The organism is Paenibacillus sp. LRG-1 (genome assembly GCF_057220305.1).
Genome location: NZ_CM170126.1, coordinates 3550471 through 3575035 on the forward strand (window position 1 = coordinate 3550471; position 24565 = coordinate 3575035).

28 protein-coding genes are annotated in these 24565 nt (G+C 47.3%); 1 reads left to right on the plus strand and 27 read right to left on the minus strand.

Annotation, left to right across the window (positions count from 1 at the left end):
- Positions 1-39: 39 nt before the first annotated feature.
- The 11 genes from panD to ACUUJN_RS15750 form a co-directional block, all read right to left on the minus strand.
- Complete coding sequence (panD, locus tag ACUUJN_RS15700; RefSeq protein WP_013371641.1) at positions 40-423, minus strand: aspartate 1-decarboxylase; 384 nt, start codon at positions 421-423, stop codon at positions 40-42.
- The gene (panC, locus tag ACUUJN_RS15705) at positions 416-1354 is read right to left on the minus strand and encodes a pantoate--beta-alanine ligase (protein ID WP_484668697.1); all 939 of its coding nucleotides are present in this window, start codon (positions 1352-1354) and stop codon (positions 416-418) included. The genes panD and panC overlap by 8 nt, the downstream gene beginning before the upstream one ends.
- Positions 1351-2250 (minus strand): 3-methyl-2-oxobutanoate hydroxymethyltransferase, encoded by a 900-nt coding sequence (gene panB, locus ACUUJN_RS15710; protein WP_279832776.1) that lies wholly within the window; start codon positions 2248-2250, stop codon positions 1351-1353. The genes panC and panB overlap by 4 nt, the downstream gene beginning before the upstream one ends.
- Positions 2251-2595: 345 nt before the next feature.
- Positions 2596-3570: a biotin--[acetyl-CoA-carboxylase] ligase gene (locus tag ACUUJN_RS15715; RefSeq protein WP_279832773.1), complete on the minus strand. Its 975-nt coding sequence runs from the start codon at positions 3568-3570 to the stop codon at positions 2596-2598.
- Complete coding sequence (locus ACUUJN_RS15720) at positions 3563-4885, minus strand: CCA tRNA nucleotidyltransferase (RefSeq protein ID WP_279832770.1); 1323 nt, start codon at positions 4883-4885, stop codon at positions 3563-3565. The genes ACUUJN_RS15715 and ACUUJN_RS15720 overlap by 8 nt, the downstream gene beginning before the upstream one ends.
- A gap of 55 nt (positions 4886-4940) precedes the next feature.
- Positions 4941-6104: an N-acetyl-alpha-D-glucosaminyl L-malate synthase BshA gene (gene bshA / locus ACUUJN_RS15725; RefSeq protein ID WP_279832767.1), complete on the minus strand. Its 1164-nt coding sequence runs from the start codon at positions 6102-6104 to the stop codon at positions 4941-4943.
- A gap of 206 nt (positions 6105-6310) precedes the next feature.
- Positions 6311-7003, minus strand: coding sequence for a bacillithiol biosynthesis deacetylase BshB1 (gene bshB1, locus ACUUJN_RS15730; RefSeq protein WP_484668698.1), 693 nt, complete (start codon positions 7001-7003; stop codon positions 6311-6313).
- The gene (mgsA, locus tag ACUUJN_RS15735; RefSeq protein ID WP_013310694.1) at positions 7000-7437 is read right to left on the minus strand and encodes a methylglyoxal synthase; all 438 of its coding nucleotides are present in this window, start codon (positions 7435-7437) and stop codon (positions 7000-7002) included. The genes bshB1 and mgsA overlap by 4 nt, the downstream gene beginning before the upstream one ends.
- A 56-nt stretch (positions 7438-7493) precedes the next feature.
- Complete coding sequence (gene dapB, locus ACUUJN_RS15740; RefSeq protein ID WP_279832764.1) at positions 7494-8297, minus strand: 4-hydroxy-tetrahydrodipicolinate reductase; 804 nt, start codon at positions 8295-8297, stop codon at positions 7494-7496.
- A 31-nt stretch (positions 8298-8328) separates the two neighbouring features.
- Positions 8329-8847, minus strand: a complete 519-nt coding sequence (locus ACUUJN_RS15745; protein ID WP_013310696.1) for a tetratricopeptide repeat protein — start codon at positions 8845-8847, stop codon at positions 8329-8331.
- 50 nt (positions 8848-8897) lie between these two features.
- Positions 8898-9227, minus strand: a complete 330-nt coding sequence (locus ACUUJN_RS15750) for a nucleotide pyrophosphohydrolase (protein WP_340958751.1) — start codon at positions 9225-9227, stop codon at positions 8898-8900.
- A gap of 214 nt (positions 9228-9441) precedes the next feature.
- Between ACUUJN_RS15750 and ACUUJN_RS15755 the strand changes: the two genes are divergently transcribed.
- On the plus strand, positions 9442-10311 hold the full coding sequence (locus ACUUJN_RS15755) for a YitT family protein (protein ID WP_023989149.1): 870 nt from the start codon (positions 9442-9444) through the stop codon (positions 10309-10311).
- A gap of 77 nt (positions 10312-10388) precedes the next feature.
- Here ACUUJN_RS15755 and ACUUJN_RS15760 read toward each other — a convergent pair whose 3' ends face one another.
- From ACUUJN_RS15760 to trpD, 16 genes are all read right to left on the minus strand, one after another.
- Positions 10389-11234, minus strand: a complete 846-nt coding sequence (locus ACUUJN_RS15760) for a sporulation protein YpjB (RefSeq protein WP_484668699.1) — start codon at positions 11232-11234, stop codon at positions 10389-10391.
- A gap of 80 nt (positions 11235-11314) precedes the next feature.
- Complete coding sequence (locus ACUUJN_RS15765) at positions 11315-12211, minus strand: GNAT family N-acetyltransferase (RefSeq protein WP_341057587.1); 897 nt, start codon at positions 12209-12211, stop codon at positions 11315-11317.
- A 2-nt stretch (positions 12212-12213) separates the two neighbouring features.
- On the minus strand, positions 12214-12858 hold the full coding sequence (locus tag ACUUJN_RS15770) for a DUF1405 domain-containing protein (RefSeq protein ID WP_484668700.1): 645 nt from the start codon (positions 12856-12858) through the stop codon (positions 12214-12216).
- A 173-nt stretch (positions 12859-13031) separates the two neighbouring features.
- Positions 13032-13211, minus strand: a complete 180-nt coding sequence (locus ACUUJN_RS15775; protein ID WP_013371655.1) for an IDEAL domain-containing protein — start codon at positions 13209-13211, stop codon at positions 13032-13034.
- Positions 13212-13233: 22 nt separating this feature from the next.
- Positions 13234-13740, minus strand: coding sequence for a gamma carbonic anhydrase family protein (locus ACUUJN_RS15780; protein WP_025723088.1), 507 nt, complete (start codon positions 13738-13740; stop codon positions 13234-13236).
- A gap of 52 nt (positions 13741-13792) precedes the next feature.
- Positions 13793-14902 (minus strand): hypothetical protein, encoded by a 1110-nt coding sequence (locus ACUUJN_RS15785; RefSeq protein ID WP_068941609.1) that lies wholly within the window; start codon positions 14900-14902, stop codon positions 13793-13795.
- 166 nt (positions 14903-15068) lie between these two features.
- The gene (locus tag ACUUJN_RS15790) at positions 15069-15671 is read right to left on the minus strand and encodes a histidine phosphatase family protein (protein ID WP_023989155.1); all 603 of its coding nucleotides are present in this window, start codon (positions 15669-15671) and stop codon (positions 15069-15071) included.
- 68 nt (positions 15672-15739) lie between these two features.
- Positions 15740-16366 (minus strand): hypothetical protein, encoded by a 627-nt coding sequence (locus ACUUJN_RS15795; RefSeq protein ID WP_025723085.1) that lies wholly within the window; start codon positions 16364-16366, stop codon positions 15740-15742.
- On the minus strand, positions 16363-16959 hold the full coding sequence (locus ACUUJN_RS15800) for an RNA polymerase sigma factor (RefSeq protein WP_179086207.1): 597 nt from the start codon (positions 16957-16959) through the stop codon (positions 16363-16365). The genes ACUUJN_RS15795 and ACUUJN_RS15800 overlap by 4 nt, the downstream gene beginning before the upstream one ends.
- Before the next feature lie 808 nt (positions 16960-17767).
- Complete coding sequence (locus ACUUJN_RS15805; protein WP_068941606.1) at positions 17768-18856, minus strand: prephenate dehydrogenase; 1089 nt, start codon at positions 18854-18856, stop codon at positions 17768-17770.
- A gap of 26 nt (positions 18857-18882) precedes the next feature.
- Positions 18883-19986 (minus strand): histidinol-phosphate transaminase, encoded by a 1104-nt coding sequence (gene hisC / locus ACUUJN_RS15810; RefSeq protein ID WP_023989160.1) that lies wholly within the window; start codon positions 19984-19986, stop codon positions 18883-18885.
- A 57-nt stretch (positions 19987-20043) separates the two neighbouring features.
- Positions 20044-20850, minus strand: a complete 807-nt coding sequence (trpA, locus tag ACUUJN_RS15815; protein WP_023989161.1) for a tryptophan synthase subunit alpha — start codon at positions 20848-20850, stop codon at positions 20044-20046.
- Entirely contained in the window at positions 20847-22043 is a 1197-nt protein-coding gene (trpB, locus tag ACUUJN_RS15820) for a tryptophan synthase subunit beta (RefSeq protein ID WP_013310713.1), read from the minus strand. The genes trpA and trpB overlap by 4 nt, the downstream gene beginning before the upstream one ends.
- Positions 22040-22711: a phosphoribosylanthranilate isomerase gene (locus tag ACUUJN_RS15825; RefSeq protein WP_338532514.1), complete on the minus strand. Its 672-nt coding sequence runs from the start codon at positions 22709-22711 to the stop codon at positions 22040-22042. Before ACUUJN_RS15825 ends, trpB begins: the two co-directional genes overlap by 4 nt.
- Positions 22708-23502, minus strand: a complete 795-nt coding sequence (gene trpC / locus ACUUJN_RS15830) for an indole-3-glycerol phosphate synthase TrpC (protein WP_069079970.1) — start codon at positions 23500-23502, stop codon at positions 22708-22710. The genes ACUUJN_RS15825 and trpC overlap by 4 nt, the downstream gene beginning before the upstream one ends.
- Positions 23492-24538, minus strand: coding sequence for an anthranilate phosphoribosyltransferase (trpD, locus tag ACUUJN_RS15835; RefSeq protein WP_075154393.1), 1047 nt, complete (start codon positions 24536-24538; stop codon positions 23492-23494). The genes trpC and trpD overlap by 11 nt, the downstream gene beginning before the upstream one ends.
- Positions 24539-24565 lie beyond the last annotated feature (27 nt).

Consider the following 24565-nt stretch of genomic DNA (forward strand, 5'->3'; position numbering starts at 1 on the left):
TTTCGCTTAAAAGACGGGTTTCATCCGTACTCCCATTCATTACATGATCGTCGCGTGTACTTCTTTGTTCATCGTTTGGGCTGGTTTATTATGTTCATCAACAAATACCACTGTTGGTTTGTATGTTTTGGCCTCTTCATTCGACATGGAAGCATAGGAAATAATAATGACTGTATCACCAGGCTGCACCAAACGGGCTGCCGCACCGTTAAGACAGATCACTCCGCTCCCACGCGGTCCGGGGATAACATAGGTTTCGAGTCGAGCTCCATTGTTATTGTTTACAATTTGAACCTTTTCATTCTCCAACAGATCCGATGTCTCCATGAGATCTTCATCTATAGTGATACTCCCCACATAGTTCAGGTTAGCTTCCGTAACGGTAGCGCGGTGAATTTTGGATTTCATCATGGTTCTAAACATGGGAAAGCACCTCCGCCTTCTGTATTCTTATATTGTCAATTAGTCGGGTATTGCCAAATTTCACAGCCAGCGCTACGATGACGTCTTCCTGAACATCACATAGCCGCTGCTCGGGAAGAAGGGGCCCCAGACCGGGAAAAGTTAATATTTCAATGTAATCAATGTCTGCTAAAGGAGAGGAAGTAATGGTGGACTCCACCATTTGATGTAGCTGACGAATCGTAATTGTGTTTGTTACAATATCTTCGCTCACTTCTTGCACCTTACGCAGTGACTGGGACAGCACCAACGCCTGCTCGCGCTGTTCTGCACTTAAATACACATTACGGGAGCTGAGGGCCAAACCATCCGCCTCTCTGACGATGGGACAAGGTACGATAGTCACGTTCATATTGAGATCAGTCACCATCTGCTGAAGCACAGCAACCTGCTGCGCGTCCTTCATTCCAAAAAAGGCCAAATCAGGACCTATCATGTTAAAAAGCTTAGCTACCACCGTAGTCACACCATCAAAATGGCCGGGACGAGAAGCACCGCACAAGCGATCTGTCAAAGCGGATACACGAATTTTGGTTTGGGTTGGTTGTGGATACATTTCTGCTACAGTTGGCAAAAATACAATATCCACGCCCTCGCGCCGTGCTACCTCCAAATCACGAGCTTCATCGCGGGGGTAGCTTTCCAGATCTTCATTCGGTCCAAATTGAATCGGATTTACGAAAATGCTAAGCACTACCGTATCTGCCATTTCACGCGCCTTGTGCATCAAACTCGCATGTCCTTCATGCAGGTATCCCATTGTTGGTACAAAGCCGACTTTATGTTGCTGTAAAGAAGCAGAATCGTTTACTGTTTTTGCTCCGTTTGTCCCAAGCTGCCGACGTTCAGCAATAATCTTGCGCAGCTGAGCCACTTCTCTTACGATGATCATGACCGAGATTCCACCTTTTCCTTAGCTTGTTCCTGTGTCTGTCCTTTTGCCTTACCGTATAGGGATTCCACAACGCGGTCATCCGCGCTGAACACATGCTCTGCAGCCGGAAATGCCCGCCCTTTCACATCACTCACATACTGCTCAATGCTGCTGCGGACCAAGCCGCCTACATCGGCATAGGTTTTAACAAAGCGTTTGCTGAAATAAGGCGATGCGTACTGAATCAGATCGTGATAAACAAGTACCTGACCGTCACATCCCCGTCCAGCACCAATTCCAATGGTTGGAATGGAAAGCTCTTTAGAAATCGCTGTTGCCACTTCCTCAGTTACCAATTCCAGTACAACGCCAAAAGCACCCGCCTGCTCCAGCGCCTTGGCGTCCGCCATCAACCGGCGTGCGTCCGCTTCGTCCTTGCCTTGAATGCGATAGCCACCAATTTGATTAACCGATTGCGGAGTAAGCCCGATATGTCCCAATACAGGCACACCTGCCTGAACAGTTGCTTTTACGACATCGGCAATTTCAGCTCCGCCCTCCAATTTAACAGCATGCACATGTCCTTCCTGCATCAGACGGCGGATGCCCTGAAGACTTTCTGATACGCTGCTGTGATATGTCATAAAAGGCATGTCCGCTACGATAAATGTATGTTCCGCGCCTCTTGCGACTGCCCGGGAATGGTACACGATATCATCCAAGGTTACAGGGATGGTTGAATCGTAACCAAGAACTACGTTACCCAGCGAGTCACCTACGAGAATCATGTCAATTCCCGCCTCCTCGGCTATTTTAGCCGATGGATAATCATAGGCGGTCAGCATACTGAGCGGAATGCCCTCTTGCTTCATTTTTTTCATTTTCACAATATTCAGTGCTTGTTTTCCTGCCATTGCGAATGGCTCCCTTCCATCTTTTTTTGGCACAAAAAATAACCTTTTATGAACGCCTGTACATCTGCGTCATCAAAAGGTCCGAACAGCCAAAAAAGACACTCATTTTGAGATCGTCCCTTCTGTCTCGGTCCTGTTCGGCTCAGAGCAGAATCCAACGTAACCTTCAAATGAAGTTATGATGGTCTTACAAACTTGCTAAAGTAGAGCATGTGCCCCTGGAGTGCAGCTCGGACCGTCCGATGCCGCCTCCTGCACAGTATAACAAAAAACATCAGCTTTTTCACGTGAAGTTTTGCACAGGGAATAGAACGATTTCGGTCGTTTTCATAGCTAAGGTCGCTTCTATAATTGTATATCCCCTGAAATGACCTGAATTCGCTCTCCCTGATCCGTTTCTATCACGAGTGCCCCGGAAGGGTCCAAGCCAACAGCTGTACCTTCTACAGTTATCCCTTGTCCGGTATGTGCCCGTACACTACGGTTCATAGTCACGGACAAAGCCTCCCACAGCATGGCTATAGGCTGGAACCCCTGCTCGGCATACAACTTACTTAGCTGTTCCATCTCTTCCAGCACTGAGGCAATCAGCACAGTACGGTCAATTTCACGCCCTGCTTCTATTTTCAATGACGTTCCCACCTGCGATAACTCTTCCGGGTAATCTTCTTTATTCAAATTTACGTCAATGCCGATCCCTGCAATACAATAGCGAACCCGTTGATCCTCTGTTGCAGATTCCAACAGAATACCGGATACTTTGCGACCATGAATCAGCAGATCGTTTGGCCATTTGATACCAGCCTCCACACCCGTCAGCCGACGAATGGCTCTACACACTGCTACACCTGTAAGTAGCGTTAGCTGGGGGGTAAAAGCCAAGGGCTGGGTAGGGCGCAACACAATGCTCAGCCAGACTCCTTTGCCACGAGGTGAATACCACTTCCGCCCCAGACGTCCCCGACCTGCCGTTTGTTCCTCTGCAAGCACTACTGTCCCCTCTGCCGCGCCCTCTTCTGCCAAACGCATGGCATCCTGCTGAGTGGATACCGTCGAATCCAGTACAACGATACGCTGGCCAAACGATTGGGTATTTAATATATCGGCCAATTTGGAGACTTCTAGCCGATCCGGTCGGGATATCAACCGATAGCCCCGACGCGAGGAGGCATCAATGTTGTAGCCTAACTCACGCAGTTTGTTGATCTGCTTCCATACTGCTGTTCGGCTAACCGAGAGCCGTCGGCTGATTTCCTCCCCTGATACGTAATCGGATGTACCTTCCTCCAGTATGCCTAACAATCTTTCATGATTATTCACTACTCATCACCCGTTTCGCTTCCTGAAGCAATGTTTCTGTTTCATTCGGAATATCTCCACAGGCAACAGCTTGTAAAAGCTGTTCCATCATCTGACCCAGCCAAGGTCCGCCTGGTCGATTCATCGCCTGAACCAGTTCATTTCCTGTAATATTTAAATCTTTGATACGAACGACTACAGCCTGCTTTGTCCACAAGCTTGCCAGTTCGGCTGTTTTCGCCACATGCTTTTCTACCCATGGCGGTAATCCGCGGAATGAAGCAGGCAGTGTCTTGTAAAGATCAAGCCAGTCTGAAGCTGTATTCTTTCCCAGTCTAATTAGCAGTCGAATCCAGCTACGACGCAGTGCCTCATCGTTGACAATGTCAGACTCCCCCGGAACGGAATCGCCAGCTATGGCACCAGCACTGTAGATTAATTCGGTCTCCCATTCCAGCAGATGAACCAGCCGAAGTCGTACCGCGTTGGAAAAGGTCCAAGCTCTTAGTAGCTCGTCAGCTACCTCTGAGGTAAGTCTACAAGACATTAAGAGCAGGCCCCACCGCAGTTCTTCTTGCAGTTGAACGATCCCCTTGAGCGCTTGTGCTTCACATTGCTCCCAGGGAACCGGAACCTTCGTACAGCCGAGCAATCCGCTACGCCCCAGCATCTCCAACCCACGTAAAGGGTCAGGGCCCGCCAGCATCTTTTCCAGCTCGACCCGCACACGTTCCATGGCTATGTAACGAAGTCCCTCTCTGCGCCGAATCATACCTTTCCAGGTGTTGAATGCAACGCGGAACCGAAATACAGAGGCAAAACGGATGCAACGCAGCATCCGCAACCCGTCCTCCTCAAAGCGTTCCTCGGCTCGGCCTACACAACGAACGAGAGCAGCTCGTAAATCGGCTTCTCCTCCAAATGGGTCCACCCGCTCTCCGTGTTCTGCCATCGCAATCGCATTCATAGTAAAATCCCGTCGCATCAAATCCTCACGGATATCCTTCACGAAGGCAACTTCCGTTGGACGGCGGTGATCGGCATAACCGCTTTCCGTACGAAAAGTGGTCACCTCGAACGCATGGCCACCCTGCATGACCGTAACCGTCCCATGCTGAATTCCTGTCGGAATGACGTGAGGGAACAGCGCTATGACCTGTTCAGGCTCAGCCGAAGTAGTCAAATCCATATCATGAATGGCTCTTCCTAATAGCTCATCCCGCACACAGCCACCGACCCAGTAAGCTTCGTGGCCTGCTGCTGTTAGTGTATGTATGACCTCTCTGCCATGAAGTGCCATCTCTTGGTCAGCATATTGCCAAGTGTTTGTATTCATAGGGTTTCCCCCTTTGCAAGTATTCAATATAAAAAACGGACGCGAGTCCGCCCTCTTAAACGCTGATCGGTTTAAGATCCGGCACCTCGCGTCCCAACACACGGTAATATATCTCTTCATATTGACGGGTAATCAGCTCATCACAAAAAACGGTACGGGCGCGGGTCAGACACGCTTCACGGAAACGTTCCGCCATCGCTTCATCGGACAACAGCTCTACTGCATAATCAGCCATTGCCTCAGTATTACCGATTTCAGCAAGATACCCCGTACTTCCATGCACAACGAGTTCAGGTACTCCTCCTGCCTGAGAACCGATTGTCGGCACTCCACAGGCCATTGCTTCCAGTGCAACCAGACCAAAACTTTCTTTTTCCGAGGGAAGCAGCAGCACATCCGCCATAGAAATCACTTCTGCGATCTGATCCTGCTTACCTAAAAAGAAGACCTTATCTTGCAGACCTAAATTTTCGATTTTGCAACGGATTTTTGGAAGATCCGGTCCTTCTCCCACCAACAGCAGCTTCGCAGGTATTTTACGTTGCACTTTTTCAAATATATCCAGCACATCTCCCACCCTTTTGACAGGACGGAAATTGGAAATATGCATCATTATTTTTTCATGCGGTTGGGCAAAATCTCTTCTAAGCGCCGCGGCATCTCGTGGATAATATACCCGTTTATCTACAAAATTGTAGGTTAAATCAATAGGTCGTGTAATTTCCAACGCATCTATTGTCTCCCGAATCAAATCCTTGGAAACCGCTGTTACAGCGTCACTTTTGTTAATAGCCAACCGAATCAGGTCCTTCAACGATTCATCCTGTGCCAACACGGTAATGTCCGTACCGTGCAAGGTGGTTACCACCTTCAGATGATCACCCACCATTTCCTTCGCCAAGTAAGCGCATACTGCATGGGGTACCGCATAATGAACATGGAGTACGTCCAAATTCTTCATTTGTGCGACTTGGGCCATTTTGGTCGCCAGTGACAAATCATAGGGTGGATATCTAAACACGTAATAATCGTTAACTTCAACCTCATGATAAAAAATATTTTTCTGAAACGCCCCGCCTAATCTGAACGGAATGCTATTGGCAATGAAATGGACCTCATGCCCTTTTTCTGCCAGCAACTTACCCAACTCAGTAGCCACTACGCCGGAGCCACCCAACGACGGATAACAGGTAATTCCAATTTTCAATTTGTCATTCAAGCTAAGCTGCCTCCTTCCGCTCATCAGTGATAACTTTCCTGCCGATTTATTTTAACATTCTGCAAAATACTCAAGTATAGAATTCTTATGTCAGGATTTTGCAAAATTCGATTCCAAACGCTCCGAAGTACAAGATATAGACAAACTAAACCATTTCGATCTATATCTTATCATTGGAAGTCGCTTATTGGATTTTTGCAAAATCCTTATGTGAATAGCTTAACCAGGTATGGCGTTTTGGACGCAAAGCCTTCTGCATACGAAATCAGTTTGCGTTGACCCAACAACGAGTCGCGAGCTTTTACGCGTTCCACATATCCCTGATTTAATGGTGTGGATACTGTATCCTTTCCAGGTGCTGCCTGAAATTGCGAAGCATAACTCAACAAAGACCGTTCTTTGGCTTCATAATGCTCGGTGATATCCACAATCAAATCCGTTCTGCCAATATCATTAATAAAATAAAAATATAATTGCTCTACCTGTACCGCAGGATTTTCTGGCATAAAACGTCGCAACTTGGCGTTAAATACCGCTTCCTCCACTAACTTACTGCACATGACATGGTCTGGATGCCGATCCTCCCAATAAGGAGCAAATACGACTTTCGGTGCATGGCGCCGTATTTCTGCTGTAACTGCAGCTACATGTTCTGGAGTTACATATAATTCACGATCCGGCAGACCTAGATTCGTCCGCACGGCAAGTCCGAGTACTTTTGCAGCGTGTTCTGCCTCTGCCATACGAGTATCCACATCACCATTGGATGACATTTCAGCCCGCGTCAAATCGCACACACCCACCTTTAAACCAGCGGCTGTATGCTTGGCAATCGTGCCTCCCATTCCTATTTCTGCATCGTCGGCATGGGCTCCGAAAATCAAGATGTCCAGTGTCATTTTATATCACCTTGCTGGTCAATCCCCGGTTTATATTTATGTACCAGCTCACGCCAAGCAAAATCGCCACGGTCTAGCGCCTTAACCAGTATTTCAGCAGTTGCAACGTTAGTTGCCAGAGGAATCCCTTGTACATCACACAAACGTAACAAGGCGCTAATGTCCGGCTCATGCGGTTGGGCCATGAGCGGATCACGCAAGAATATAATCAAGTCCATGTCATTTTGCGCAACCATAGCCCCGATTTGCTGATCTCCTCCAAGCGGCCCGGACATGAAACGGTGAATTTGAAGCTTGGTTTGCTCCATAATGCGCAGACCTGTTGTACCTGTTGAAAATAACTGGTGATCTGTAAAAACATGCTCATAGGCCGTTATAAAATTTACCATTTCATCCTTTTTTCGGTCATGCGCTATAAATGCAATCTTTAACATTCAAAGTTCCTCCTGCCTCATTCTATAATTTCATTCGTCAAATCATTCGCATATTCTTAATCGATGTAATGCTCAAATCCATATACAAGCCCTGGCTGCTCCATGACCTTCTGAATACCGATTTTAACACCCGGCATATAGCCCGCCCGTTCATAAGAGTCCTGGCGAATTTTCAGAGATTGCCCAAACCCTCCGAATATAACTTCCTGCTGCGCGAACACACCGGGAAGACGGACACTATGGATACGAAAACCTTGATAGTAACCGCCACGTGATCCTTCTAACGTTTCTTCCTCTTCCGGGTTGCCCTGTCGTAACTCCTGACGCTGCTCGGCGATCAGTTCTGCAGTCTTAATGGCTGTACCCGATGGCGCGTCCAATTTTTGGTCACCATGATATTCGATGATTTCCAGATGCGGGAAGTATTTCGCTGCCTGAGCCGCAAATCGCATCATCAAAATGACTCCAATCGAAAAGTTAGGCGCGATCAGACCACCAATCTGCTGCTCACGACACTGCTTGTCCAGTTCATCAATCTGTTCGGGGGTAAACCCTGTCGTTCCGATAACCGGACGAACTCCATGCTTGATAGCAAGCGCTGTATGTGCGTACGCAAAACGCGGCCCCGTAAAATCGACCATGACATCCGCTCGACTCTCCAGTAAAGCCTGCTCCACATCCTCCACAATAGCGATACCCGCTTCCGGTAGTCCGACGAGAAGGCCGGCATCACTGCCGGCATGTGTTCTGTTCACTGCGGCCACAAGCTGTAGTTCCTCATCCTGAAGAACCAATTTGATAACTTCACGGCCCATACGCCCTGCTGCTCCTACAACAGCCACTTTTATTGGTTCTGACATATCCCTACAACTCCTTATGCATCCATTTGTGTTAGATCTGTTCATTCATCTGCTGGCATAACTTCTTCATGAGGTTGGCAAGCTGCACATTGTGAGGAAACAGTGCAGCCGCCTCACGAGCAGCCTGCACAGCCAGCTTATACTCATTCAATTCGTCATAAATCAATGCGAGCAGCAAAAAAGCATCCCCACATAACGGATCGAGGGCTATTGCTCGTTCCAGTAGTAAAATCGCATCCTGACGCACCTGTGGCGTAGCTCTGTCAACATCCAGCATTTTTCTGGCCTTCTCCGTATGCTGCCTGGCTTCCTGTGCATGCAGATGGAGAACATATTCATCCTGCTGTGGAGCGAGACGAACCGCATGCTCTGCATATGCAAGAGCCTGCTCCAAACGACCACTGCGAGCATAGGTAACCGAGCACCGGAAATAATGCTCCGCATGATCAGGCTGGGCTGAAATTGCTTTTTCAAACCATTCCACGGCCTGCTCAAAATCGTTCTGCAAAATGCACTGATAAGCTTTCTGAACGTATTCCTCCGCCTTCATGACACTGCACCTCCGGGTAACCGGTTTGGTACAGCATATGTACAAAACGCCTAATCGGTGTCCTTTTTAGTCCAACGATTCGCGTCACGCGTGTTAAATTTTTGCATGACCTTATCATGAGCCTCGGTCAAATTTATACCTAGTGAGTTCGCAAAGCAAACTGTGATGAACAAAATGTCCCCCAGCTCCAGCTCAATGGAATTGTCCGCCTCATCCGTTTTTTTCGGTTTCTCGCCAAAGGAGTGATTAACCTCCCTCGCCAGTTCCCCGACTTCCTCAGACATCCGGGCCAACATCGCCAAAGGGCTAAAATACCCTTCCTTAAATTGAGATATATACTGGTCTACCTCACGTTGAATTTCATCTAATGATTTTTTCATGAAACACGCAATCCCCCCATGTGCAGGTTTATTCATATGTTATCGTAAAGCACATTTTAAAACAAATTTTTTTTAATTGTGTACTTATGATCCCAACTTACAGTCATCAGTCTTTTAAAGCTAGCGTAAAAAGGTATACTACATATAAGGAGCTGCGATTTAGCAAAATCAGCATGAAGTCGTTCTTCCTTAAACTGCTACTGCGAGGGATTATATGAAGATATCCAAGTCCATGGAACAGCTTAAAATGATTTTATCCATTGTGCTCGGGACCGCCATTTATGCATTCGGTCTGCTTTATTTTATTATACCCAGTAAACTGATGGAAGGTGGTATTACAGGGATCACCCTGCTGCTTAATTATGCTTTTTCGATTTCACCCTCTCTCTCCACATTACTTCTGAACATTCCTTTATTTTTAATTGGTTGGAAAATGCTTGGGGGCAAGCAAATTCTATATACAGGGGTAGGTATCGGGTCGCTCACTTTTTTTCTGTGGTTATTTGAAAAAATGATTCATTTCGGATGGATGGGAACATTTCAGACTGAACACGATTTTATACTTTCTTCATTATATGCAGGGGTTACGCTTGGGGCCGGGTTAGGTATTGTGTTCCGCTTTGGCGGCACTACGGGCGGCTCGGATATTATCGCTCGTATTCTAAACCGGAAGTTTGGCTGGAGTATGGGAAGGATTCTGCTGGTAATTGATATTGTCATTATCGGTGCTTCACTACTTTACATACCAAAAGAAAAAATTCTATATACATTAGTCGCCGTGTTCATCGCGTCCAAGATTATTGATTTTATACAAGAAGGGGCCTATTCCGCCAGAGCCTTTATGATTATCAGCGACCACACGATGGACATTGCGGATATTATTATTAGGGACATGGATCGCGGAGTTACTATTATTCCGGCTGTAGGTGCATTTTCCAAGCAGGCCAAGCATGTTGCCTATTGTGTCGTGCCTCGTCAGGAAATACGACGTTTGCACCAAATTGTTAAATCGGTTGATCCACGGGCGTTTATTATCATACAGGATGTGCATGATGTACATGGAGAGGGGTTCAAAGAGGAATAGCCCGGAAATCCGGGCGATGGGCTAACCTATATGGATGGCTCAGCAGCCAACGACGCGAATGTTCGAATTTTGCATCGTTATCCAGAGAGACCAGCTCGATATTTACGATAACCTGCATAGACCAGCGCCAGCAGAACAATCATGCCGATTGCCAATTCTGCCCGGCGCTCACTTTCACGCGGGATAAATGGCGCCAGGGCAGTGGCGTCTTTTTCACGTCCAAACAAGGCATTAAACGTCGGATTCGCCTGATCCAACGCCCCTCTAATCGCTGAGGCATCTGCATTTTGCTGATCCCCCAAACCTTTGACGTAGGAAATCCATGAATCAGCCCGGACAACTTCACTTGTTCTGCCATGAATCAATGCTGCTGTACGGATCGTCTCATAGTGGTCCTCCAGCACTGCGGCTCCAGCTTTGAAACCCTTCATGTTACCTTTAGCAAACTGGCTGTTCAAGCCACTAACATCTTCTTTTAAAATCTTATAATACTGCTGCCATAAAGGCTGACGCGGATGTGCAAGCGCATCGGTCGCAAGTCGTAAATTGGCCGCAGCCTTCACCCACTCATCCGGTGATGCTTGGACGGACTGTGTAGCTTGCTGCACCTCAAGGATGCTGCCGGACAAAGCATGAATGGCCTCTACAGATAACGCTGCCTGCACCTGTCCGGTGCCAAACCATCGACTCACCTCGGCTACATCCGCGCGCGCTTTTTCAATGTTCCCGTCCATGACATCCCGGTACAGTATCGCAGCTGCATGATCTAGTTCCTCAATTTCTTTTGTATTTCCTATGGGTTTTGACTGATCACGCGCTTCTGCCACACCTGGAGGGACGCAGACAGATAGCAGCAGGACCATAGATAAAACAACACTCGAAACAATACGTATCATAATTTGAAACGCCTGACCCCTAAACATGGGACATCCCTCCTCACCTTACTGTATGGCAAGGTTACCGGGACTAGAACTTGCTTTAGGACGAATCGTTTGAAGCCGGGTTATGCCCGGGACAAAATAGGAAACATTCGTTGGTTTTCTTTACATGTGTTTTGATCTTTAGTTTTATAAAATAGCGTCGTATCTTCCTGTTTCAACAGAGAAATATTGCAGCCTTCCTGTTCTCTTGGTGTAAAGCCAAAAACAACCTTCTTCGTTTCTTGTTTCGTTACCGCTGACAGTATGATATCCATAGGAATTTCGCCCGTTCCATAAATATCGTAACAATTCATCGTATCCCCTTCAAAATCTGCAACCACAATCGTATCGTATTGAGGTATATACCAAAACTTATCATTAAAAAACGAGATGGCATAGAATAAGACCAGCCATTCACTACTTTTCGCAGCAAAAAGTGAATACGGATTTAATCTAGCACTTTTATTTTTCAGTAAATTTAAATCCGACTGCTCTTCCATGTTCAATTTCTCAACTTTAATGTCTACGTTGTTTGCGGTTACTTTCCGGTTTAATTGATATTCTTGTACCGAAACAAACCCGAATTTAGGGTAAAAATTCTTCACACTATCATTTGCGAACAAATACATAGCATCACAGTTGCCCTGCCAATCTTCTAATACACGTTCTATTAAAAACCGGCTCAACCCTTGATTTCTATAGTTGGTATCCGTCATTACAGTTCCGATTTGGATATACTTTCTTATTTCACCCGACAAACAAAAATCCATCAGACTTATAGATACATTAGCCACAACAGCCTCCCCATCTAAAAGTACGTAAGGGATATATTTATCATTCCAAAAGCCCAATTGATACCAAGCCTCAAAATCAAAACCAAAGCTTTGTTTGGCTAATTGATTAAAGCTTTTTCTTATTTTAAGATCATCACGGATTCCTTTTTTAAATATATATTCTTTTTGGTTTATAACAATATTCATCTCTATTTCTCCACTTCTACTCCCTTTCGATTGCGCCCAAACATGGCAAGCCATGTCGCTATGATACTGACAAGGGTCAGCATATAGGTAAAAGCACGCACTTGCGGTACATCATCCGTTAGCGTCTTCGGAAGATACGGATATATGCCAAATGTATAATCCATCGTATCATTTAACAATGTCCAGAGTGCAGCTAGGCATAAAACAGTCCATTTGCAGGTGAAAAAACGCACGAACAGTAACGCTTCGACCGCCATTGCCGTGTGAGATGCCACCAGCATCCAATCCTGCCATATCATATGTCCCCCCTGCGCGACTCCCCAAAAAATAATAGCTGAAGCCCAGATGCCATATTTTACACTCGTGACAACAGCCAACGCCTCCATGATCTGCCGAATGACCTTCAAGCTCTTGAGACGCGGAGAATAGAGCAAAAATGCTATAGAGATCGTAAAAAACAGACTCGCCGTCGGACTATCAGGCACAAATACAATCTGCCACAACGGGTGATAATTTAGTGTATATTCCAACTGCCCCCCATACCATATGTACCCATACACTGTTCCCACCAAATTACACCAGAACAGCAGCCACAAAAAAGGCCGGCTCGTCAAGAACGACCGGCTCCACAAATAAGATAACGACACGTCCTTCATCCTCCGTTCATACGACAGTTACCTTGTACAGGCTCCATCCTACAAAGACTATATCATATCCAAGCGTATCAAAAAAACCTGACCGCCGCTACAGTCAGGTTTGATGATTATAATCTCGAACTAACGATTTGTCTGAAATCCAACTTAGGGTTCCTAAAATTGTTCTAACTCATTGCTTTCAGCTCATCCGTAAGATGACGAAAAGCTACTTCATCTCCGGAGGCTAGCGCCTCATCAATATCCTTGTAGAGTTTTTCACTCCGGTGTTTACGTAATGCCTCGTCCAAAACCATCTCAGCAGACAGGCCCAACATTACTTCATAAGTAACCTTCATTTTATCCATAGGATGCACCTCCAACATGAGTTTAAGAGATCCTATATTCTTTTCCTTTCGCCACATAGCTGAGTGCCGTTCGTGACATCCGCTGCAAATCTGCATCTGTCAATTCGCGCACCACTTTGGCAGGTGTACCGAGAGAAAGAGTATAGGGTGGTATTTTGGTATTTTCCGTAACGACCGACCCTGCTCCTATTAAAGCATATTCACCAAGCTCCGCTCCGTTGAGTACAATGGCCCCCATACCGATTAAAGTGCCTTTGCCTACCGTACAACCGTGGATTATTGCAGCATGACCTACCGAAATGTCATCCGCCAGCAACAGGGGCTGATCCGTGTTCACATGTCCCACGACACCGTCCTGAATATTGCAGCGTTCACCGATGATGATAGGCGCCATATCTCCGCGCAGTACGGCATTAAACCATACAGAGGAATCTTGACCGATCGTTACTTTTCCGACAATTTTTGCTCCTTCTGCCACATAGACAGATGAATGGAGCTGTGGCATGTTTCCGTTATAGTGAATCAGCATCAACTTCACCCTCTCATTTTGGGTGAAATTCTATCAACATGTGTGCTGCTTGTCAATGGAGCCGTATACCCGAGTCGTTCCGCCCAATGCGGCACTCTCCCGCCAACTTCAGCCCCCAGGCCGTCATCTGTACAGATGGTCCTGTCGAATGATCACCCTGACGAAGCATACCCAAGTGAAGCATCATTCGTATAATCCTCTGATCAAAGACCGAACGGGGCGTATCATAGTAAAACGGTCGAATCAGTGGGCCGATATGTACAAAAAGCGACTCTGAGGACGTCCAAGGCCTGGCACATTCTCCAATCCAGTAGACTAGAGAGAGCAAATTAGGAACGGCTCCTTTATACAATCTTAACCAAAACCTGAATAGCTGTATCATTTCCTGCTCAATTGTATGCTCCTGATGCGCTTCTCCCTTTGTCGTCAGCACAACTTGGTCCCCTTTCTCCTCAATGTACTTGGAGTGACGGGCATAATCATACAGTAGTGCCATTCGGTCTGGATAAAACTTAAAAGAGGAGCCATACCCGAAACGCCATCCTCCCTTACCCAAAAGCGGCTCCGCAATGTGCAAATGCTCCATCAGCTGCTGCTGATTGCGACGATACCAAGCTCCCTCGGGATTTAGCGGAACCTCATGCTGCCCCATGTATTGAAGGAAAAGCCGTAAATCCTCTGCCAGCAGATGCCCTTCATCCCGGTACGACGACGGTTCGCTCACCCGTGTCATTCCGCTTTGGAAGTCATGTACCATAACACGTCGAAAGCGCTCCTTCATATCCAACGGAATTTGGAACAAATACCTCGTATTGTGCGTCGAACCATTGAACAACCAGCCACTAGAACGCAGACGGGTCACAATATCCCTTGGCCGCTCACCAGGACTTTCGTCCTCCTCAACAGACTGTTTGGCTATTGCAACCAATTCCTCCATGCTGAAATACGGTCGGTCATCGAACAGCAGCGCGTTCAAAAACCTTACCTCTGACAACCTCAGCTCCTTGACCTGCGTCTCAAAAAAACTACTGCTGCCGAGCTTCGTCAAAATCCCCTGGATCAACTCATGCTTGGAATTAGGTTTACAGTCACAATCGTAATACACCGCGATTCTGTTCAAATGCACAATATCCGCAAATGTCAGCATATCCGCCAGATTCATTGTTCCATCGCCTCGTCACTGGACTGTCATCCGGAATTGATTCTTACCTGTTGTACCCACAGCTTTGACGGATTGTTCAGACTCTAAACCTCTTTTTTTGCAAAGCTATAATTAAAAAATAAAAAAGACCACGACTCCTACAATGAGTAGAAGCCATGGTCTTTTACTAACTTTTTGAGTTACAGTCACTTTTCTCTTGCAAATGCTTCGTGCAGTTATACAAAAGTGGTGCCCAATCCATATCCTCACGCTGGAGTACACTAAGTGACAAATTGCCGATTCGTTCCGTGAATTTTTCCTGATACAGAGCCTTATACAAATTAGCCAAAAAACCGCCGTGGGAAACGACCAGCAGATTCTTGTCCCGATTTCCCGTCCAGATGGCCTCCATAAAAGCTAGCCCACGAAGCTGAAGATCCGCATCGCTTTCCTGCCCTAGATCCAGCAGATGCCAGTCGACTCCCCACTTCTCTTCACGCTCGGCCTGTGTCATGCCCTCGACCTGACCATAAGCACGTTCTCTTAGTCGATCATCAGGCTCTAACAACGGGAGATGCAGAGCAGAAGCAATAATCTCCCCAGTCTCTTTCGCTCTGGAGAGACTACTTGTAATAAGCCCGTCCCAATGATAAGGCTCTTCCTTTAATCGTTCTGCTAGCAAGCGTGCCTGTCGGCGCCCTTCCTCATTCAACGGAATATCACTGTGGCCCTGGATTTTCCCTACCGCATTCCAATCCGTCAATCCATGTCTGATCAAGCCAATAAGCATCGTGTCGTTTCCTCCGCTGTTTTGTTATTCAGTCATTGTTATGAATTCATATTGGACTAGCTGTCCTGCTAATTTCTGACCCTTCTCGCCCGATGGATCCAGCCCAGAGAAAATAAAGCAAGCGCAAGTGCCAATACAGACAACAGCATCCAGTATTGCGGATAAGTAGGAACAATGCTAGCAACCAGCGGGTCCATAATGCCACTATTCACATCTTTAATGTGGTATTGATATTGTGGAGATGTACTTGTAGTTTCCAACAGGCCTGTCGGTAAAATACCAGTGTCCATGACAGGAGCTGCTTGAGGGGGATTTTCCTGAGAGGAGCTTCCATTCCAGTTCAAAAACAAAAAGCTGCATAAAAATACGGCCAAGAAGCCGGCGATCCATACAGACATATACTTACGGGCTGCTGGGTTCACACGCGCACGTCGATGCTCGCCCGGAACAAGCCACGGTGATTCTTCATAAATTCGATCCATGACCCTGCGATTCATTGCCTCTAGCTTATCATCTGTTATTTCAAAGGAAATATCACGAATGGCGGATCGATTTTCTTTTGACAAATCCCACTCTTTTTCTTCCGAACCATGCTCCCACCCAGCAGACGAGCTTTTGGCCCGTCTGCGCTCCGAGTCTTGTTTCGATACATTTTTGCCTGTAGCGAACAAATCCTCAGTGTCCCTGGATTTCATTGGCTGCTCATCCCTTCGTTTTCCTCATAGAGAGGCTCAAAAAAATAAGGCTCCAACTGCGTCTTCACACTGGTTCTTGCCCGGAAAAGCAATGACTTCACCGCACTGACCGTCTGTCCTAAAATAGTCGCAATCTCCTGATAATCTAATTGCTCATATTCACGCAAAATCAGCGCAGATCGCTGCTTCTCAGGCAATTTATTGATCGCTTCACGAACCATCTCTACCTTCTCACCGCGAAGGACGGCCTGCTCCGGAATTACATCCGATGGAGCTACCGGTACATAACCGCTCTCCTCCAATGGAACCTGACCGCTACGGTGCTTGCGAAGCTCACTTAGCACCGTATTGCGTGCAATTGTATATAACCAAGTGGAGAACGATGCGTCTACCTCGCGAAAAGAGTGCAGGCTCCGATACGCTTTATAAAACGTTTCTGAGCATAAGTCCTCAGCAATCATTTCCAGGTTCGAACTTTTCAGCATATGATAAACAAAAGCTAAAATTTTACGTTGGTGCCGCCTCATTAATTCTGAATAAACCTCAACATTACCTTGTTTGATTTCCTGAATCATCTGGGAATCTGTCATCATCCGAGTGAGACCCTCCTCGCCCATACATGTGCTGTTTTCCCGTACGATTCTGTCTATATATACCGAACAGGTCAAAAAAAGTTGCGCCCTCTGCGCAAATGGATGAAACAGCATCATGGAACATTTGTTATTTTCTTACCCTATGTAGTGCCAACATTAACGGTGCTATCCCCAACAATATTCAACATCCAAAATGGACTTACCCATTGTACCACAAAATGACCGCCAGTAAAAAAGTCCAAAATCCCCACGATTTCCATCAATGCCTCCCTAACGCTGGCAACTAATTCATTTATACAGCTTTTCAATGGATTTTAAATTTTTTCAAGATTAAATGACTAACCGATTGAAAGTGTTCTATTCAAATGCACCAATAAGGATAAATACACAAAAAGAAAACGCTTTAAAAAATTATTGACAAAATGAAAACGTATACATATAATAAAAGTACAGTATGGTTTCTCTCCACTCCTATCCTACTCAGCTACTTCACTAAAAGTAGCTACCACCCGGGGCTTTACCCGGGTGGTCTTTTTTTTATTCAAAAAAAGGAGCTTTAAAAAAAGCGGACGAAGAAACCTTCGTCCGCTCTAAATCTTTTCTACTACTTCACTCCCAGAAAGTGCGTGTTGCTTTATAGGCGGTCAGTAGCGCAGAGGTTCATTTGAATCTGGAGAAGCGGAGCGTTCGCCTTTGCCACCGGATTTTCCCATTAAAGAATCTGATCGAAAAAAATCCGGCGGCAACAGCGATCGTAAGATTAAATGAATCGCGAAGCGGCCTCCTTACACAACACACACTTTCCTTTCTAAACCACCACTTTATAGCCCATCGAATCCAGCAGAGTCTTAGCACGCTCCCAATCCTGCTCTTGACGGAAGGAAAGCCGCATGATGCCTGGGACATCCTCCCGGCTTTCAATGATTTGCATATTGCTCAGATTAATGCTGTGATTACCGAGTTCCATAGCAATTCGCCCGATAATCCCTGGGGTATCCGGTACATCAATATACAGATCAAACGTGGAGACGATGACTCCTTTGCGACGCTCTGGCAGTTCACTGCGGAAGTGCCCAGCTGTCAAAAACTCGTCAGCTATTCCCTCACCGTCTTGTATTCTCAGTAAATGGGTAAAACGCTCAATCTGTCCGTTCCATTCTTCCAACAGACCTAGTAAAACTTCACGATTGCTCAGTAAGATGTCCCGCCACACAACCGGATCACTAGAGGCTATCCGTGTAATATCACGGAACCCACCGGCAGCCAATGTACGGTACAACGGATTTTCATCATTGTGCTTTCGCACCTGATTCACCAGCGCCGCTGCAATAATGTGCGGAAGATGGCTAATCGCGCCGACAATGTCATCGTGCATATCAGGTTGGACACGCACAACATGAGCACTAGTATATTTTAACAAACGTTCCAGTGAACTGTATGCTTCCTCTGGCACACCCTCTGCCGGGGAAAGCACATAATATGCGTTTTCAAACAGCAACGCGGAAGCAGCCTTTACACCGGAACGCTCTGAACCGGCCATTGGATGACCACCGATAAAGTAAGCGTTGCGCAAAGAAATTTCTGATGCTTTCTTGGCAATTGCCGATTTCGTGCTGCCTACATCAGTGATAATACAACCCGCTTTAAGCGGTAACTTGCTTAACAGTTCGAGATAATGCTCCAGTAAGCCCACAGGTACGCATAAAAAAATAAAATCGGCATCCGCTGCCGCTTCTTCAACCGAGAGAGTCGCGGTGTCCACGACACCACGGCTTAACATCGGTTCCATCAGTTCAGGGAGATGAGCATGGCCGACAACAGTAATATTCGGCTTCCCTTTAAAACAAAGTGCGAGGGACCCACCAATCAGTCCCACGCCGAAAATGGCAATCTTCATCAATTATCAAATCCCATCTGCGGAAATTATAGGCGTACTTTCGCCGCTTCCGCCCCCAGGACCTGTTCCAGCGCACGAATAAACAACTCATTTTGCGGCTGTGATCCAACCGACACCCTAATATATGTCGGATATTTGTGATGACCTGCGCGAATAATCACACCTTTACGAAGCAACTCCTGGAATACTTCACCGGATGGACGACGTACATCCAGCATAATAAAATTACCATGTGCCGGGAAAGACTCCAGTCCCAGACGCTTCAGCTCATTTTGCAAATAAGCTCTGCCCTCCGCATTACGATCCCGGCATTCTTGAACAAATTCCTGATCTTCCAAGGCAGCAATGGCCGCAGCCTGTGCTACCCGTGATGTATTAAACGGTTCACGAACCTGATTTATCAAGCGAATGATTGACTCAGCTCCCATACCATAACCAATGCGCAGCGAAGCAAGCCCATAGATTTTGGAGAAGGTGCGTAGTACAACCAGGTTTTCATACGCTGGCAACAAACGAATGCCGTCGGGATACGAGCGATCCGTCACAAACTCGGCGTAGGCTTCATCCAGTACAACCATGATATGCTTTGGTACTTGGTCCAAAAACGCAATCAGCTCTGCTTCGGGTACAATCGTGCCCGTCGGGTTATTTGGATTACAGATCCAAATAATTTTCGTACGGTCATTGATGTGGGACAGCATAGCATCCAGATCATGTACGCCGTCACGCAAAGGCACCTCAACTGCAACCGCTCCCTCAATTTCTACGTTACTTTTGTATACGGAAAATGTCTGATCGGCCATAATGCTTTCTTCCCCGGGAAGGAGAAAAGCACGCGTAATCAACGCAATTATTTCGTCAGATCCGCAGCCATAGATAAACTGTTCCTCTTTTAAACCCGTCCGTTTAGCTAGTGCCTGTGTCAAAGCTACGGCACTTCCGTCAGGATATACACTAATGTTAGCAAACTCCTGCTGAATGGCCTGCAACACTTTGGGAGAGCTACCATACGGATTCTCGTTCGAGGCGAGCTTGATGACTTCATCGAGTCCCAGCTCACGTTTTACGTCTTCAATCGGTTTACCGGGCTGATATACTGGCAAATGTACAATATGCGGTTTAGGTTGCATGCCCCTACCTCCTCTATCCAATCAGAACATATTTATTACTTTCTATTTTAACAGCCATTACTGCTTTAATTGTGCCACAAAATTATGAATTTGCAAAAGACCTTCTTGCCTGCGCGCAGAATCATTCAGCAATGGAATGGCTTCTTCCACCTGACGTACAATAGCACTGCCGACCACAACTCCATCGCAAATGTTTGAAAACCGGGCTACCTGCTCTTGAGTAGAGATCCCAAAGCCGACCGCTACCGGAATATCCGTATGCCGTTTGACCTGCGCGATAAAGCCCTCTATACCTTCAAAAAAGGAAGCTCTTTCCCCGGTTACACCCAGCGAGGATACACAGTATACAAATCCTCTGGCCTGACGGACAATTCGCTCGATCCGCTGTTCAGAAGTTGGAGCCACCAGAGGAATCAGATGCACACCCACCTCTGCTGCCCGTCCTCCCAGTTCCTCCGCTTCCTCAAGCGGAAGGTCCGGAATAATCAGACCACTGATACCGTGCTCCTGCAAGCCTGCAAAGAAAGCATCCATACCCATCTGTAATACAGGGTTATAATACGTGAACAGAATAAAAGGCAGGCTTGAACCTGCCGCCCTAGCCAGAGAAGCTGTCTCCATGCACGTGCGGATGGAAATTTGCCGTTTCAGTGCACGCTCAGACGCGCGCTGAATTACAGGACCGTCAGCCAGTGGGTCGGAATAGGGTACACCCAGTTCCAATATGTCAGCTCCGGCCGACTCTAACTGCCTAATGATCTCTATTGTAGTATCCACATCCGGGTCGCCTACCGTCAGAAAAGGAATTAATGCCGTTTTGCCTTCATTTTTAAGGCGACCAAACGCCTGATCAATTAAATTCATGACGGATTTCCTCCCAAATACTTGATAATGGAGTCCACATCTTTATCCCCGCGTCCAGACAAACATATGACGATAATATCATCTGCCGTCAACGTAGGTGCCAGCTTGACGACCTGTGCAACTGCATGTGCCGACTCTAATGCAGGAAGTATTCCTTCGGTACGGCAGAGAAGCTGAAGCGCATCCAGCGCTTCCTGATCGGTAATCGGAACATACTTGGCCCGCTCAATATCTTTCAGGTATGAATGCTCCGGTCCAACACCTGGATAATCCAGTCCAGCCGAGATGGAATGCGCAGGCTGCACTTGTCCGTACTCATCCTGAAGCAGATAACTCATAGATCCTTGGAAGACCCCTTGTGTTCCCTTGGTCATTGTAGCTGCATGGAATTCCGTTTCGACACCTTTTCCAGCGGCCTCCACGCCAATCAAAGCGACGCCCTGATCCTCAATAAAAGGATAAAACATGCCGATGGCATTGCTTCCGCCACCGATCGCTGCCACGATGACATCCGGAAGTCTGCCTTCCTTCTCTAGGATCTGGCGACGTGTTTCATCACCAATCACACGTTGGAAGTCCCGCACCATCATCGGATACGGATGCGGGCCGACAGCTGAACCCAAAATATAGAACGTATCATGGACATGGCTGACCCAGTAACGCAAAGCTTCATTCCCGGCATCCTTAAGTGTACGTGTACCCGATGTCACCGGAATGACCTCTGCACCCAAAAGCTGCATCCGAAAGACGTTCAGCTGCTGGCGCACAGTATCCTCTTCGCCCATAAACACCTTGCATTCCAATCCGAGCAACGCAGCCACAGTCGCTGTCGCGACACCATGCTGTCCTGCGCCTGTCTCAGCAATGACCTTCTGTTTACCCATACGCTTCGCCAACAAACCCTGAGCTAATGCATTATTGATTTTGTGGGCACCGGTATGATTTAAATCTTCGCGCTTCAAGTAAATTTTAGCCCCGCCCAAATGCTGACTCAGACGCTCCGCATGATAAAGCGGCGTTTCCCGACCAGAATAGTCCTTTAGGAGCCCGTTCAACTCTGCTTTAAACTCGGGATCATCCGCGTACTTACGGTAGGATTCCTCCAATTCAATCAGTGCGTTCATCAACGTTTCCGGTACAAAACGTCCTCCAAATGTTCCAAAACGTCCGTTGTTATCAGGTAATTGTGTCATGCCTGCTTCACCCTTTCTACGAATGCTGTGATTTTTGCAATGTCCTTGACTCCGTTCGTCTCTACACCGCTGGATACATCCAGCCCATCGGGATGATACTCATGAACTAGCTTTTCCGCATTATCGGCAGTCAGCCCGCCGGCTACAAACAAAGGAATTCCATGTTGATGAGTCCAAGCCTGATAGGCAGGAATTCGATCCCACGCAAACGTTTTTCCGGAGCCGCCACCATACAGGGGATCGTATGTATCCAGCAGTAAAGCGTCAATTGCCCCGACATAGGCATCCAATTCGTCCGCCGAGCGTTCTAGCTGCCCTTGACTGTCCACAGACCATGCCTTGAATACCTGTATACCAAAACGCTCCCTGATCTCCCGACAGCGCTGCGGACTTTCCTGCCCATGCAGCTGTATGACATCCAAGGGTGCTTTCTCCATCACATCATTTAACAGTGCATCACCAGGGTTCACAAATACACCCACGCTGCGCGGTCTGCTGCCTGAGGTCCATTCATCCAATACGCGAAGCAGCACTCCAGCCTGTACGCCGTCAATCCGGCGCTTGCTGTTGGCAAACACAAAACCTATATAATCGACCGGTAAGTTTACCATAGATTTTAGCACTTCAACGCTTTGAAGTCCACAAATTTTTATGCCCGTTTTGTTCATGCTTTAACCCCGTCCATCAATTCGGCTACAGCCTGTCCTACATCTTCCTTGCGCATCAGATGCTCCCCCACCAGGATACCGTGTGCACCTACCGAATGCAGATACTTAACATCTTCCGGTCCCGCAATTCCGCTCTCACTGATGAACGTAATCCCTTTAGGAATTAGTGAGATCAGCTCCTCTGTCGTCTGGAGACGAGTCTCGAATGTCCGCAGATTTCGGTTATTTACACCAATCAAGGTTGCTGTCCCCAGCTCCAGCACCGCTTTAAGCTCCTCGCTGTCATGCACCTCTACCAATGCGTCCAGCCCGAGGTCCTTGGCGATCTGTAAAAAGGACCCTAATACACGCGGTTCCAGGATAGCGGCAATCAACAGCACCGCATCCGCTCCCAGCAGACGAGCTTCATATATTTGCCGTTCATCAATGATAAAATCCTTTCGCAGCAGCGGAATCTTCACCTGATCGCGAATTTGCTGTAAATATTTAGGGCTCCCCTGAAAATACGTCACATCTGTCAGTACAGAAATGCAATCCGCTCCTGCTCCCTCATATGCACGTGCAATGTCCACAGGATGGAAATCCGGTCGAATCAACCCTTTGGATGGGGAAGCCTTCTTCACCTCAGCAATCAGTCCGAGCGGACGGTTGCGTCCGCTCGCGATCGCATTTTCGAATCCTCTCGTCGCAGGTAAATCAGCAATTAATCGTTCAGCTTCACTTATTTGAAAATGCTTCTTAAGCTGCTCCACTTCTTGTCGCTTCGTCACCACAATTTTATCAAGATACATATTGATATTCCCCCGTTGCCTGTATTAATTGATCCAGCTTGGAGAGTGCCAGTCCCGAGTCAATGGCTTCTGCCGCTCGTGCTACTCCGTCCGTCAAGGTGTCTGCTGCCCCTGATACATAAATGCACGCTCCTGCATTCGCTAGCACAACATCCCGATAAGCTCCATGCTCTCCGTTCAAAATTCGTCGTATGATATCTGCGTTAACCTGTGCGTCGCCACCCAGCACCTGATCGAGAGAATGCGTCTGCAAGCCCAGATCCGACGGATGAAGCTCGAACGTGCGAACCTTGCCGTCCTTCAGCTCGGATACTCGTGTCGCAGCTGAAATACTAATTTCATCTAGCCCATCCAGACTACTGACAACCATGGCCCGTTTGGAGCCGAGCTGGTTCAATACCTCGGCAATGACTTCCGTTTTGTTGGCGTCATAAATGCCCAACAGCTGCCGATCCGCACCAGCCGGATTCGTCAATGGACCAAGCATATTAAATACCGTCCGTACACCCAGCTCGCGACGCGGCGCGGCGGCATGCTTCATAGACGGATGATACAGCTGCGCGAATAAAAAGCAGATGCCGATTCGGTCCAGACATGACCTAGCCTGATCACTCGTCAAATGAATGTTGACTCCCAATGCCTCCAGGACATCAGCGCTCCCAGCACGGCCACTTGCAGAACGATTGCCATGCTTTGCTACCCGCACTGACACCGAAGCTGCGATGATCGCGGATATCGTGGAAATATTAAACTTGTGAATACCCGAACCTCCAGTGCCACATGTGTCCAGCAAACGACCACTACCTTCTTCAGCTTGCACTGGACTAGCGTAGCTACGCATAGCCTCGGCAAAACCAGTGATTTCATCTACCGTTTCCCCTTTGAGGCGAAGAGCCGTCAGCAGCCCGCCAATTTGCGCCTGTGTAGCACTTCCACTCATAATCTGTTCCATTACGCTACGGGCCTCCGTACGCGAAAGATGCTGTCCCTCAATGATCCGGCTTAACCCCACTTGCATCATGTCATGTCGTTCCATTGTCGTCTCCTCCTCAAAATCAGATTT